At 55.2% G+C, this 13110-nt stretch carries 12 protein-coding genes; all 12 read left to right on the plus strand.

Going from position 1 to position 13110, the window contains the following annotated elements:
* Positions 1–255: 255 nt before the first annotated feature.
* The 12 genes from B0G82_RS37835 to ehuB all read left to right on the plus strand — a co-directional run bounded on the left by B0G82_RS37835 (position 256) and on the right by ehuB (position 13105).
* On the plus strand, positions 256–1776 hold the full coding sequence (locus B0G82_RS37835) for an amidase (protein ID WP_158608230.1): 1521 nt from the start codon (positions 256–258) through the stop codon (positions 1774–1776).
* A 29-nt stretch (positions 1777–1805) separates the two neighbouring features.
* Positions 1806–3044, plus strand: a complete 1239-nt coding sequence (locus B0G82_RS37840; RefSeq protein ID WP_121311338.1) for a pyridoxal-phosphate dependent enzyme — start codon at positions 1806–1808, stop codon at positions 3042–3044.
* Between the two features lie 269 nt (positions 3045–3313).
* Positions 3314–4288 (plus strand): LysR substrate-binding domain-containing protein, encoded by a 975-nt coding sequence (locus B0G82_RS37845; RefSeq protein ID WP_158608231.1) that lies wholly within the window; start codon positions 3314–3316, stop codon positions 4286–4288.
* A gap of 396 nt (positions 4289–4684) precedes the next feature.
* Entirely contained in the window at positions 4685–5842 is a 1158-nt protein-coding gene (locus tag B0G82_RS37850) for a porin (RefSeq protein ID WP_121311548.1), read from the plus strand.
* Between the two features lie 245 nt (positions 5843–6087).
* On the plus strand, positions 6088–6969 hold the full coding sequence (locus tag B0G82_RS37855; protein ID WP_121311340.1) for a transporter substrate-binding domain-containing protein: 882 nt from the start codon (positions 6088–6090) through the stop codon (positions 6967–6969).
* On the plus strand, positions 6966–7625 hold the full coding sequence (locus B0G82_RS37860; protein ID WP_121311341.1) for an amino acid ABC transporter permease: 660 nt from the start codon (positions 6966–6968) through the stop codon (positions 7623–7625). The genes B0G82_RS37855 and B0G82_RS37860 overlap by 4 nt, the downstream gene beginning before the upstream one ends.
* A complete protein-coding gene (ehuD, locus tag B0G82_RS37865; protein WP_121311342.1) occupies positions 7615–8274 on the plus strand; it encodes an ectoine/hydroxyectoine ABC transporter permease subunit EhuD in 660 nt (219 codons plus the stop codon). Before B0G82_RS37860 ends, ehuD begins: the two co-directional genes overlap by 11 nt.
* A gap of 19 nt (positions 8275–8293) precedes the next feature.
* The gene (locus B0G82_RS37870) at positions 8294–9082 is read left to right on the plus strand and encodes an amino acid ABC transporter ATP-binding protein (RefSeq protein WP_121311343.1); all 789 of its coding nucleotides are present in this window, start codon (positions 8294–8296) and stop codon (positions 9080–9082) included.
* 60 nt (positions 9083–9142) lie between these two features.
* Positions 9143–9913 carry a GntR family transcriptional regulator gene (locus B0G82_RS37875; protein WP_241975119.1) on the plus strand — a complete coding sequence of 257 codons (771 nt, stop codon included), beginning with the start codon at positions 9143–9145 and terminating at the stop codon, positions 9911–9913.
* The gene (locus tag B0G82_RS37880) at positions 9862–11118 is read left to right on the plus strand and encodes a Xaa-Pro peptidase family protein (protein ID WP_241975120.1); all 1257 of its coding nucleotides are present in this window, start codon (positions 9862–9864) and stop codon (positions 11116–11118) included. Before B0G82_RS37875 ends, B0G82_RS37880 begins: the two co-directional genes overlap by 52 nt.
* 13 nt (positions 11119–11131) lie before the next feature.
* Positions 11132–12139, plus strand: coding sequence for a succinylglutamate desuccinylase/aspartoacylase family protein (locus B0G82_RS37885; protein WP_121311345.1), 1008 nt, complete (start codon positions 11132–11134; stop codon positions 12137–12139).
* A gap of 81 nt (positions 12140–12220) precedes the next feature.
* Entirely contained in the window at positions 12221–13105 is an 885-nt protein-coding gene (gene ehuB / locus B0G82_RS37890; RefSeq protein WP_121311346.1) for an ectoine/hydroxyectoine ABC transporter substrate-binding protein EhuB, read from the plus strand.
* The last annotated feature ends 5 nt before the right edge of the window (positions 13106–13110 follow it).

A 13110-nucleotide genomic window follows, 5' to 3' on the forward strand; every position in this document is an offset into this window, starting at 1 on the left:
TCCGAGATCGGGTTCGAGGACAACTTGCCGGAATGCGACAACGAAGCGACAGGATCGTCGCGGCGTGCTCAGACATCGCTGCGAATTTCGACCCGCCTGCAAATCGTTAACCGGGAACTGGAATAGCTAGAAAAAGAGGTTAAGGGGAGAGCATGGTGCGATGCGACACATTAAGCGACTTGAGAGACCTCTTGGAGAAACAAGGCCTCGAAATTATAGGCCATGACTTGGACGCGTTGTGGGAAGGTTTGCCTCATGTACGGCGCATTTGTGAACACCTTTGCGCCATCAGGCAAAACGATGCAATTGAGCATTCCCATCTTTTTTCAGTGCTCAGCGACAATCTGGTGGCGGAGAGATTTTGCAATGCAAATACCAACGATTGCTGAAGCGTCGGACCTGATACGCAAGCGCAAGCTATCACCGGTCGAACTTGTTGATGGATGCCTGGCGAGAATCAAGTCTGTCGACGCCAGCTTGAATGCATTCGTTACGGTGACGGCGGAACGAGCGCGCCGCGAAGCGATGGAGGCCGAGCATCGGATGATGAAAGGCGAGCTACGTGGAAGGTTGGACGGCATCCCGATCGCCCACAAAGATGTCGTCTTAACGAAGGGCGTGCAAACAAGTGCGCACTCTAAACGCCTCAAAGGTTGGGTACCGGAAGTTGACGCTAGCGTCGTGCGCTCGCTGGCAGACGCAGGGGCGATCTCCTTAGGAAAACTCGCGACGCACGAGTTCGCGCTAGGTGGGCCGTCATTCGATCTACCGTGGCCGCCAGCCCGGAATCCGTGGGATACCCGGCGGTTCACGTCCGGCTCATCGTCTGGTACTGCGGCTGCCGTTGCGGCCGGCCTCATTCTGGGCGGTACTGGCACTGATACAGCGGGGTCCATCAGGGCGCCGGCGGCCTCATGCGGTGTAGTGGGGCTGAAGCCAACATACGGCCTCTGTAGCAAACGAGGCATCTTGCCGCTGGCGCCTTCCTTGGATCATGTCGGACCATTGGGCTGGACCACCGAAGACTGTGCGTTGCTCCTTCAGGAGATGGCAGGACATGACCATGATGATCCGGCCAGCGTAGAGCGGACGCCTGCGGATCTCATTTTACGGGCTCAAGAGAACGTGTGCGGGCTTCGTATTGGTGTTGCTTCGGACTGGCACGAAACAGAAAACCCTGTGACGCCCGCTGTCAAAGAGGGTTTGGATCGCGCAATCTCGGTCTGGACGGCACTGGGCGCACATGTGGATCGGGTGATGATGCCGCGGCTCGAAGAATATCAGGCAACGAGCTTCGTGATCATGACTGCAGAGGCTCATTCCACTCACGAGAAGGCGTTGCGCTGCAATCCATTGGACTTTGGAGAGCAGTTAAGACTTCGCCTATTGCTAGGGGCAACGCTTACTGCCGCCGATTACATCAACGCAATCAAGGAGCGCCGACGGTTATGTGTGGCAACGGCTGCGGCAGCCGCCGACGTGGACGTGATTGTCACTGCCGGTGCAGCCAATGAAGCTCCATTCATGGCAGATGTGTCTCGGTGGGGCGGTCTGGCAAAGCCCGGGTTCTACGATCCGTTCAACATTACGGGTTGGCCAAGCATCGTTATATGTTCTGGATTTGGGATAGGAAACATGCCGGTGTCAGTTCAGATAGCAGCGAAGCCGTTTATGGAAGACAAGCTTATCCAATTAGGTTCTTCCTTCGAAAAGGCTACGACCTTTCGTGACATCCGTCCTAGCGTCGCAAACGAACGTGAAGCCGTCGAAAGCTGATTATTTCCTCCATCGGACACCATCCTGCAATGAACCCACAAACCAATCCGCTCATGGACGCAAGGCTGGACATTATTCGTAACCCTCATCTCCAAGGCTTTAGGAGCCTCGACGGAAAATCATCGTATGCAATCGGAGACTGGTTTGAGGGCGACCCGGCCTCAAGGCGGGAAGGGTGCCCAACTTCTCTTGCGGCAACGTACAGCCAGCTTCCGGCATCGCTTCCTGCAATTGTGGGGCCGATGTTAACGTACGGCGATTGGTTGCCATACAAAAATTTTCCTAGTCTTGGAGAAGGAGGAACTCCGCTCGTCGCGCTGGCAAACTTGGCGAAAGTGCTTGATGTCGGGTCCGTTTTGCTAAAGCGGGAAGCTGCCAACCCGACGGGAAGCCATAAAGACAGGATGACACCGCTCGTCGTCGCTCGGGCGATCGACGTTGGGGCACGGGGATTGGTATGTGCAAGTTCCGGTAATGCCGCTGTTTCGCTTGCCGCGTATTCGGCGGCGGCCGGGGTGCCGTGCGTTGTTATAACGACCCCATCGATCACCGACGCTTACCGGCATTTTCTAGACAGGGCAGACGCCGAAATCATTGTTGTTTCCAGCCCGCGGGAACGATGGGACCTGATGGCCAAAATGGTGCCTGATGGCTGGTATCCGGTGACTAACTATGCGATTCCGGCAGTTGGAAGTAACCCGTGGGGTGTTCAGGGATACAAAACCGTTGCATATGAACTCTGGCAACAGGCCGGACCGCTGGATGCCATTGTCGTGCCTTGCAGCCGAGGTGACCTTCTCTGGGGAATTGCGGAAGGGTACAGCGACCTACAGCGCAGTGGTCTCGTTACTCGAAGTCCAGCGCTGTATGCGGTAGAGCCGTTCCCCCGGCTTTCGCTCGTTCTGACTGGCAGGGCCAGCGTTACTTCGGAATTCGCTGGAACGACGGGCCAGTTTTCCCTCGGTGGCGACACTGTGACCGATCAGGCAGTCAGGGCAGTCAGAAACAGTCGCGGAATCGCCGTCTGCGTAAGCGACTCCGCTGCTATAGATGCTCAGAAGTTAGCCGCTCGCCACGGTGTCGACCTAGAGCTCGGATCAGCGGCAACGTTGTCGGCCGTAGCGACGCTGCGGGAAAAGGGGTTATTGGATGAGAAGTCGATGCTTGCTGTTCTTGGCACCGCGGCTTCGCCACGCGAGCCTGCCGATGCGCTTCCTCCGCTGCAAGTTCATTCCCGCGACGAAGGACGGCAACCGTTCGCGGGATAGTAGCCGGACCAAGCATGTCAGCGGCACCGTAAGATTCTTGCGGAGCGGCAGGCAGCCATCGAAGGCGCCTGCTCTGAGACATGCGATCGCGCGGGCACCGGAACTCGATTGCCGGGCATCCCACGTAACGCCTTGGCGGTTACAAGGCTAGGATGCCAACGCCCGAGGCGCCATAAGGCTCGCCGAGATAGACATCCTCGGTTGAGGGCAGGACACTGTGCCGCAGTTCGATGGCTTCCGTCCGGTCTTTCACTGCGGGGGAGAGAACCATGGACAACTATGACGGCATCGCTCCTGAAACGTCCGTATCGCCGAATATCCGGCAGATAGAGGCGTTCAGGATGGTGATGATTACCGGTACAGTGACAGCGGCAGCAGAGAGGTTGTGCATCTCACAACCAGCTGTCAGTCGCCTCTTGTCCCTGCTTGAGTATCGAACAGGGTTGAAACTTTTCACGCGGAGTAAGCAGAGACTTCAACCCACGGCAGAAGCAGCCCAGTATTTCAGGGAAGTACAACGCGCGTACATAGGTCTGGAAAAGCTCCAACGGGCCGCGTGGAACATAAAGCACTCCGCCACCGGCGAGCTTCGCATTGCAAGCATCCCCGTCGTTGGACTAACGCTGTTGCCGCGAGCTATCGCACGATTTCGCGCATCGCACCGGGACGTGGCTATCACCCTGCAGACACGAAGCTCCGCGACAGTGCTGGACTGGATTGCGGCGGGAAAGTGCGACCTAGGGTTCGCAACTATATGCCCTGACCAGCCCGATCTGCACGTCGTTCAATATGCGTCGATGCCCGGCGTTTGCATCATGCCGGCGGAGCACCACCTCGCGACGAAAGACATCATCCGTCCGAGAGATCTGGACGGGGAGGAATTCGTTTCGCTGGATTCAACTGACGCCAATCGTGTGGCCCTCGATCGCATGTTCGAGACACTAAATGTCAGGCGCCGGACGACCTTGGAAGTCCCGTACGCAGCTGCCATTGTTGCGATGGTCGCGCAAGGGTTGGGCGTATCAGTAGTTAGCCCACTCGCCATCCTTGATCGACAGAGTTCGATCGTAGTCAAGCCGTTTGTACCAACGGTTCGATTCGGATTTTCTCTGGTACACCGACGCAATTTCCAACCGTCCCTTTCGAGCTTGGCCTTCTTGGCCTGCGTGAAAGCCGAGTTGACGCAGGTTGAAGGCGCGAAAGAGATCCGGAGGGAGGCCACGCTCCTGCCAGACGGAGCGTAGTCGATTACTGCCTTAGCGTGCGCTGTGCGTTCAGGATTTCCCTGAACGCCAGCTTCTCCGCGCTCGACGTCGGGGCCAGAGGCAGGGAGCTCAGACGCGCCTTGCTAACGCCCATCGCGCAGGATCGAAAAGCTTGCCATGTGTCGATTGTGGGCTGGGAACGATATATGGAAAGGACTACTACGCGATGGTGTGGCGAGATCATGCACTGATGTTATGAAGTTGCTAGATTTTTGTATTAGACCATCGTTTTTGGCTACTCGAATCTTCGAACTGTGCGTAACCAGAGCTCGTCACTGGAACGCATCAGGTGGACGAACTTAAGGGCAGCCAGACAAGCATACGTGTGGGTAAACGTTGCTCGATCATAAAAAAGGAAGATTTGGAGATTCGATGATGAAAAAGACCATGATGTTTGGCGCCGCCGCGGCACTCTTTGCGGGCGCAGCCCACGCTCAAAGCTCCGTAACGCTGTATGGCATTCTTGATGTGGGCGTCACCTTTGTAAACAACGCAACGGGTGCCCAACAATATCTCATGACCAGCGGTAACTTGCAGGGCAGCCGTTGGGGGCTGAAGGGTGCGGAAGATCTCGGTGGGGGCTTGCAAGCTATCTTCGTCACTGAAGGCGGTTTTAGCGTCCCCAATGGGCGCCTGGCGCAGGGGGGAGATCTCTTTGGCCGGCAAGTATACGTCGGCCTGTCTTCAAATCAGTACGGGACGCTAACGCTCGGTCGTCAGTATGAGTCAGTGCTGGATCAGACATGCCGCTTCGCTGCCGCATGCCAGTGGTTTCCCTACTTTGGTGCGCACCCCGGTGACCTCGATAACATGATCGGGGGTAACCGTGTCAATAACGCGATCAAGTACAAGACTATTGATTACGCTGGCCTTTCCGGGGAGGCGCTCTACAGCTTGGGAGGAAATGCCGGTCAGTTTCACCGGAACCAGATCTGGTCGCTCGGAGGTAGCTATCACCGAGGACCGTTTGATTTCGGTGTCGCGTATCTCAACGTGGACAGTCCGAACTATTCGTTCTTCGGCAACATGGCGACTTCGAATACCTCGACATCCAACATGACGGGAAACCGTATTTACTCCGGCTACGCGTCGGCCAAAACTCAGGCAGTGTTTGCTGCAGGCGCTTCGTACGTCCTTGGAGCTTCGACGTTCGGAGTCACGTATAGCAACACGCAATTCAAGGATCTTGGTGCACTGCCGAATCTAGGCGGCGCTCAATTCAATGGCGGTTCGGCAAAATTCCACAACGTCGAAGCGAATTACAAATATCAGTTCACGCCTTCCCTCGTGGTCGGCGTCGCCTATGACTATACAAAAGGATACGGGGTGAACGATGCCAGGTATCAACAGGCCATGCTCGGTGCAGACTATTTCCTTTCGAAGCGCACGGACGTCTACGCATCCGCCATTTACCAGCATGCGAGCGGAACTGATTCGACCAGCGGGAGAGCCGTGGCAAACATCACGTCTCTATCGGCATCTTCGACTTCGAACCAGACGGCTGTGATCGTCGGAATCCGCCACAAATTCTAGGAAAAAGCCGTCGGTCGATGCTCGCAGCTCGATACAGCTCAGTCCTCCGGCAAGCGACTGGCGGATGACTTCCCCGGGCGTACGGCGCTCCTACTGGCTGACGCTGTACACGCCAGGAAAGCGCGGAGACACAATATAAGGTCAGGTGTTTCCCTAGTGCTGCCAACCTGATATACCTAGTATTATTTGGTCAATCGCAGTGTCACTGCATCGCAGTCTGACTCTGCGTCTCAGTGAGACTTGACATGCGTCCCTTTTCCACTTTCGCGGTTATCGGTCTGCTCCTGGCATTGCTATTTCCGTCGGCATCGACCGAAGCGCAGTCGGCACCGCCGCGGCGTCTAACGGAAGACGGAATCCTAGTCGCGATTCATAACCAGGCCCCGTGGGGATATGTCGACAAGGCTGGCGCGGTAGTCGGGTTTTATCCGGATCTGATTCGGGCCGTTTTCGGCCCCGAACTGATGAAGAAAATTCATTTCAAGGTGGTGGACTGGCCCGCGCTAATCCCAAGTCTCGTCGCTCATAGGGTGGATATGGTGGCCTCCGGTATGGCAATAACCCCCCAGCGCTGCAAGCAGGTCGCTTTCAGCAGCCCGGATGTCGCGATCGGCGATGGGGTATTGGTACGAGCTGGCAATCCGCTGCGCATCCATAGCTATGCAGATATGGCAGCAAACCAAGCGATCAGAATGGGCGGAGGGCGCGGAAGTACAAACACGGAAAATGCGGTCAAAGCAGGCGTTCCGAAGGACAGGATGCAGCTATTCGATGTCGAGACCGGCGTCGCGGCGCTGAAGTCTGGCCGCATAGACGCGTTGACCGTATCGACCGCAACTGCGATTGCGGTGTTGGCGGGTTCCAATGAAAAAGGAATAGAGCGAGCGCTTCCCTTCACCGGCTATATCGAGAGTGGCCGTCCCGCTTTGAGTTACGCAGCCGTGGCTTTTCGACTTGAAGATCACGACTTACTTGAGTTTTATGAAACGGCGCTTAGAAAACGCCAGTTGGATGGCACGGTTGCAAAAATCAGCAGCAGATATGGCTTTTCCCCGGCGGAAATGGCTCCGTCGAGTTTAACAGCGGATGCTGTCTGCTCTGGAAACGCTGAGGAGAAGCAGGAATGAGTTTTTTGATGGTCTTTCTCGGAATTTTCAAAGGTTTCGAAATTACAGCAATCGTCACCTTTGTCGGCTTAATGTACGCCGTCCCATTTGCTCTGCTATTTGGCGTTCTGCAGACTTTTTCGCGTGGTACGTGGCACGGGGTCGTCACTGCAGTTATTGAATTCTGGCGGAGTTCGCCAGCAATCATACTTTTATACGCATTTTACTATTCGCTTCCGGCGTTTGGTATCAACCTCTCAGCCATCACGGTTGGCGCAATGGTGCTGGGGCTGAACATTGGCGCCTACGGAAGTCAATCGGTCAGAGCCGCGTTGCAGTCCCTCGAACGGGGTCAAGCGGAGGCGGGTATGGCGCTCGGCATGGATCGATTGAGTGTCCTGTGGTTTATTGAATTCCCTCAGGCGATTACTTCAACTATTCCCAATTTTATAAATCTAACGATTCAACTTATTAAGGGAACAGCACTCGTCTCGCTCATCACATTGAGCGACATGACCTATCGCGCGAAGGAGATATCGCAGATTCAGTACAACCCGGTGATGGTCTACACCGCGCTGGTGCTGGCGTACTGCATCGTGTGTTATCCCGTGACTATTCTTGGCCGGCGGCTTGAGCGGACTCTTGGAAAAAAGAGGCAGGCAATCAATGAACTTTGATCTCGCGTTTGCGATTCATATCATCCCTCGAGTACTCGAGGGTATTGGTAACACCCTTCTTACGGCAATTATCAGCTGTGTTGTGGCGTCCGTGCTTGGTTTCTTGTGGGAGATGCTTCGAAGGTCTTCTAAGGTCATGCGCCACGTTACGTCGATTGCTATCGATCTCGTTCGGTGCACGCCGGTTCTCGTGCAGCTGTATTTCATGTTCTTTGTCCTTCCCTATTACGGGATTCAGTTGCCTGCAATGGTCGTCGGCGTTTTGGGGCTGAGCTTGTACTTCTCTGGCTATCTCTCTGAAGTCTTCAAGTCGGGGATCGATGCCATCCCTAAAGGACAAGTCGAGGCGGCGAAGTCTCTTCAGTTGCGCCGCATCGACACGATAGCCTTCGTTGTCGCACCACAAATGCTGCGCAACATCGCCGCGCCGATGGGCAGCTACTTCGTATCAATTCTGAAAACAACGCCGACGCTAGCCGTTCTGGCAGTTCCGGAAATGTTGGGTAGCGCATTCGATGTCGCATCAGACACATACCGCTATGCCGAGCCGATGCTGGTGGCTGGAATCGTGTTCCTTGGGCTGGCATTGCTTGTCACTGCGCTGGTGCACAGGCTTGAGAAACGGCTGTTCCTTTCGAGCCGGCGCTAACAACCATCCAGGGGGCATAATGCAAACACTTAGGAAGATTGAATTTGAAACGGCTCCGACTAACGAAGCCAAAGGTCGACCTGCAATTCAGATTTCTGGCCTGAGTAAGTGGTACGGGAAATTCCAGGTTTTGAGAGATGTAAATCTGACCGTGACCACGGGCGAGCGCATCGTCATTTGTGGGCCGTCCGGTTCGGGTAAGTCGACACTGATCCGCTGCATCAACCAGCTTGAGAAGCATCAGGCCGGTCAGTTGATTGTCGACGGAACGGAGATCGGAGCGAAGGGCAGAAGCTTCACGGCAGTCCGGCAAGATATCGGCATGGTGTTTCAACAGTTCAATCTGTTTCCCCACCTTACCGTACTTGGCAACTGCATGCTTGCACCAGTGCGCACAAGGAAGTACTCAAAGCATCAAGCGAGGGAAGCTGCGCTTCGCCATCTGGACAAAGTACGCATTGCAGACCAGGCGAACAAGTATCCGTCACAATTGTCCGGTGGTCAGCAGCAGCGAGTAGCGATCGCTCGAGCGCTGTGCATGGAGCCCAAAATCATGTTGTTTGACGAGCCGACTTCCGCTCTGGATCCGGAGATGGTAAATGAAGTGCTTGAGGTGATGACAGCGCTTGCCCGCGACGGTATGACGATGCTGTGTGTAACGCATGAGATGGGTTTCGCCCGAAGAGTGGCGGACCGAGTGATCTTCATGGACAAGGGCGAGATTGTCGAAGACGCAACGCCGCAAAAATTCTTCGACAACCCAGACAACGAGCGTAGCCGACGGTTCCTCTCGCAGATCGTCCACTGAGCGGAGCTGTCGCTCAGAGGGTGTGCAGACATTAAGGATATGGGGTTAATTGCGATGGCCATGGCCACAGAAAAAGCGAGTCCAAAGGGCATGATTTCGTCAAGCTCCTCGCTTCACGAGAGCGTCAGAGCTGAGATCAGCAAACGGATCGAAGACGGCTTTTATCAGCCTGGCGACGCCATTGCGTCTACTGCGCAGATGAGCGAGGAGTTCGGAGTCAGTGCGATCACGATCAAGCGTGCTATCCGCGATCTTCAGTCGGCGGGCGTACTTGAGTCTGTGCCGGGAAAAGGCACGTTCGTCAAAGAGAAGAGGCGCTTCATCCGGGAGCTGGACGTCTGGATGTCTTCGATGGACAACGCACGCCGACTCGGCTTCGAGCCGCGCTTGGAGCTTGTCTCGATCACAAAAGAAAGGATCGCGGATCCCACGCTTGCGCTCTTCGGGCCTCCTGACAACGTCTATCTTTGCGTGAGGAAGATCATCTATGCCGATGGGCAACCCATCATGTACGACGCTGCATACGTTCCGACGTCGGTGCCGGATGAGATAGTCGACGAGTTCGGAGAGCACTTTATTGTCACTGCCCTGAATCGGCATGACGTCGCGGTAAAAGACATGTCTCTGATTATCGATGCTGCTCCAGCGTCGTCAGGGGCGCAAAAGATCTTCGCCATCCCGAACACATATCCTATGTTGCGTCGCCTGTATCACATAAGTACGGAGAGGCCAGGAATCGATGTATTCGGAGTTGTCGAATCACCGTTTGATCGGCTCGCATGCTCGATCAACCTGTCCACGGAAGCGATATCGCGAATGGAGAAAAAATGATGACGGAAGCTACGCGTATTAGTGACATTAATGTGGGTATGACATTGCCGCCTGCCCCCGATGTCCCGTTGGCTGAACTGGAACAGCGGCTCAGCCGCGTCCGTTACGAGATGGAGCGTAGTCAGCTAGACGCGATCGTGTTAACAGACATCAAAAACGTCCAGTATTTTACGGACTTCTTCACGCTCTCGTGGATGTACAAGGCAAGGCCGGTGTTCGCATTGCTGACAGCGGATGATCTAATCGTCATAGGCAGCAAGACCGAACAGAAGAACATCAGCTACAAGCCACGTTCGTTCAATGCGGTCTACTATCATGGATATCTTAGCGAGGGTGTAGCGGCTCTGTCGGAAACCGTTCAAGCGCATTTCGGTGGACGGACGGTCCGCCTTGGAATTGACTACGGGCAGGACATGACCGGCCTTGGCTCGCTCGAAATGATCACCACGTTGAGTGGTTTGAGCGCGGGAGGGAAAGTAACTGATGCAACGCCCACGTTGTGGAAGGTGAGGCTGATCAAGTCGGACTTCGAAGCGAATCTGAAGAAGACTGCCTTCGCCATCGTGAACGACGCTTTCGATCGAACAATTGCCGACGCGTATCTTGGCATGACGGAAATCGAGCTATATCGTCGGATGCAAGCACAGATGTTTCTGAACGGTGCCGAGAAGGCCGACCCGATTGCTATGCTTTTCGCGAAGGGCGATTTCGTTTATAGCCGGCCCCCCAGCGATCGGAGATTAGAAAAGGGCCATTATGTCTGGACAGACTTTCGGGCGACCTACGGAGGCTACCCGGCTGACAGAAACCGGACGGCTCGCGGCGGTCAGCCGTCGGACTGGGAGATTGAGACGTACTCAGCTGTCCGCGAACTGACCCATACACTGTGCCGCTCTGTAAAGGCTGGTATGACGTGCGCAGACGTCTACGCTAACTTTGCCAGTATGTGGAAAGAACTGGATGTGGGGCAGGTGTACACGGCGGTGACCCGGATTGGCCATGGCGGCGGCTTCGATGTAACCGAACCGCCTTCGCTGTCAGCGACAGATACAACGGTGATTGAGCCGGGAATGATTTTCCACATTGAACCGAAGCTGGAGCGTGAAGGCGCCGTTTTCCAGTTCGAAGAAGTAGTTTATGTCCGCGAAAATGGGATCGAGTTCCTCAGCGAACTGTCACCCGCGGCCATTCCTGTCATCAGCTAATCAACTCGATAATATGTCCACTCCCACCCGTATCTGGTCGCCTATCAGTTTTGAGAAAGAGGGCAAACAGACTGGCTCGTTGCGTCTGCCTATTTCCAGTGATCTCTCAGCGTATGGCTGGATCCCGATTCCAGTAGTCTGTCTGAAAAATGGCAAAGGACCTACCGCTGTTTTGTTTGCCGGGACCCACGGAGACGAGTACGAAGGTCAGATAGCGCTGTTTGAACTCGCGCGGGAAATTTCTCCAGACGATGTCAATGGCAGAATCATTATCCTTCCCTCGCTCAATTTTCCGGCTGTTGAGGCGGGGCGGCGTGTGTCGCCCATGGACGATGGCAATCTCAACCGTGTTTATCCGGGCAAGGCTCACGGCACGCCGACAGAGATGATCGCGCATTATGTGACGTCGGTTCTGCTGCCAATGGCGGACCTGGTTGTCGACCTTCACTCCGGTGGAAGGTCGCTGGAATACGTTCCATGTGCGCTGATCCGCCCATCAGCCGACGCCGAGCGGCACGCGCGATTGATGCAGCTCGTCAGTGTATTTGGCGCGCCAGTTAGCTATCTTACGGACGGTAAAGGTGGTGGAGGAAATACGACATTGCCCGCTTCCGCTGAAGCGCAGGGAGTTCCTGTCATTACCGCTGAACTAGGCGGCGGTGCGACGCTCCAGCATATCGGGAAGCAGATTGCTAGCAACGGGGTTCGCCGCCTCTTGCATCATATGGGCATCTATCGAGACGACTCGCTTGATGTACCAGCGCCTACGCGATTCACGGAGGTGCCGACGCGTGACTACTTTGTATATGCAGATGACGACGGGCTATTCGAACCCGCCGTTGCGGTTGGAGCTGACGTGGTCGCGGGGCAGCTGGCAGGGTATCTCCATTCCATCCATCGCCCTACGTCCGCTCCGGTAGAGCTGTGTTTTCCTGTAGAAGGCATGGTGGCATGTCGTCGCTTTCCCACGCTGACGAGGCGGGGAGATTGCCTTTTCGGTCTAATGAAAGATTTGCATTAAATCCGTAGGATTACAAAATATGAATTCCATGGGATAGCGTACTGGCCGCGCCCATGGAGCCAAATCATTGAGAGGCATGAGATGAAAAGTGATTCAAAATGGCGCTGTGCTTTCCTTGTTACACTGTTTACTCTTGCGTTGAGCGCGTCCGTTAGCTCCGCCCGAGCTCAGACGCTTGGTGACCAGGTAAAGAACGATGGAACCGTAACGATCGGGGTTCACAACCGTTGGCCGTGGGGATACAAGACGGACTCGGGGGAGGTCACTGGACTTTATCCTGATGTATTTAAGGCTGTGACAGACGGCATGGGCGTCAAAAAAGTGGACTTCATCGTGATGGATTTTGGCGCGCTCATCCCGAGTCTGCTGTCCAAGCGGATCGATGCGGTCGCCTCCGGTATGGCTATCACGCCTGCACGCTGCAAGCAGGTCGCCTTCTCCGACCCTTTTCAGGCGAATGGCGACGCGTTGCTAGTGAAGAAGGGAAATCCGCTCAAGATCCACAGCTACGCCGACATAGCGAAGAACCCGGCCATCCGTATTACTGACATCAGGGGGGCTTCTACCACTGAGAACGCCGTTGCTGCAGGCATTAAGCGCGATCGTATCCAGCTCTACCCGGATATCGAATCGGGTTTAGCTGCACTTCTTGTGGGGCGCTCTGATGCGCTAATGATGGGGCAGGCGACCGCGATCGGCCTGCTTCGCGATCAGAATACCGCTGGCGTCGAACGCGCAATGCCTTTCACTGGGTACGTCGGACCGAATGGCCAGGAAAAAATGAACTATGGAGCGATCGCGTTCAGGCCAACTGACGTGGACTTTGTGAAGCTTTTCAACGAAAGTCTCGCGAAGCGGAAAGCTGACGGAACTATCGCGAAGATTATGGAAAAGTACGGATTCAGCAAGGATGACATTCCGTCAATTAATGTCAAGGCTACGCATCTTTGCGAAGCTACAGAGTGACGAAC

The organism is Paraburkholderia sp. BL17N1 (assembly GCF_003634175.1).
Taxonomy (GTDB): Bacteria; Pseudomonadota; Gammaproteobacteria; order Burkholderiales; family Burkholderiaceae; genus Paraburkholderia.

What these genes read in the sequence shown, in the direction of transcription:
- B0G82_RS37835 (WP_158608230.1), top strand. Translation starts at nt 256, where the DNA reads ATGTACGGCGCATTTGTGAACACCTTTGCGCCATCAGGCAAAACGATG.
- B0G82_RS37840 (WP_121311338.1), top strand. Translation starts at nt 1,806, where the DNA reads ATGAACCCACAAACCAATCCGCTCATGGACGCAAGGCTGGACATTATT.
- B0G82_RS37845 (WP_158608231.1), top strand. Translation starts at nt 3,314, where the DNA reads ATGGACAACTATGACGGCATCGCTCCTGAAACGTCCGTATCGCCGAAT.
- B0G82_RS37850 (WP_121311548.1), top strand. Translation starts at nt 4,685, where the DNA reads ATGAAAAAGACCATGATGTTTGGCGCCGCCGCGGCACTCTTTGCGGGC.
- B0G82_RS37855 (WP_121311340.1), top strand. Translation starts at nt 6,088, where the DNA reads ATGCGTCCCTTTTCCACTTTCGCGGTTATCGGTCTGCTCCTGGCATTG.
- B0G82_RS37860 (WP_121311341.1), top strand. Translation starts at nt 6,966, where the DNA reads ATGAGTTTTTTGATGGTCTTTCTCGGAATTTTCAAAGGTTTCGAAATT.
- ehuD (WP_121311342.1), top strand. Translation starts at nt 7,615, where the DNA reads ATGAACTTTGATCTCGCGTTTGCGATTCATATCATCCCTCGAGTACTC.
- B0G82_RS37870 (WP_121311343.1), top strand. Translation starts at nt 8,294, where the DNA reads ATGCAAACACTTAGGAAGATTGAATTTGAAACGGCTCCGACTAACGAA.
- B0G82_RS37875 (WP_241975119.1), top strand. Translation starts at nt 9,143, where the DNA reads ATGGCCACAGAAAAAGCGAGTCCAAAGGGCATGATTTCGTCAAGCTCC.
- B0G82_RS37880 (WP_241975120.1), top strand. Translation starts at nt 9,862, where the DNA reads ATGCTCGATCAACCTGTCCACGGAAGCGATATCGCGAATGGAGAAAAA.
- B0G82_RS37885 (WP_121311345.1), top strand. Translation starts at nt 11,132, where the DNA reads ATGTCCACTCCCACCCGTATCTGGTCGCCTATCAGTTTTGAGAAAGAG.
- ehuB (WP_121311346.1), top strand. Translation starts at nt 12,221, where the DNA reads ATGAAAAGTGATTCAAAATGGCGCTGTGCTTTCCTTGTTACACTGTTT.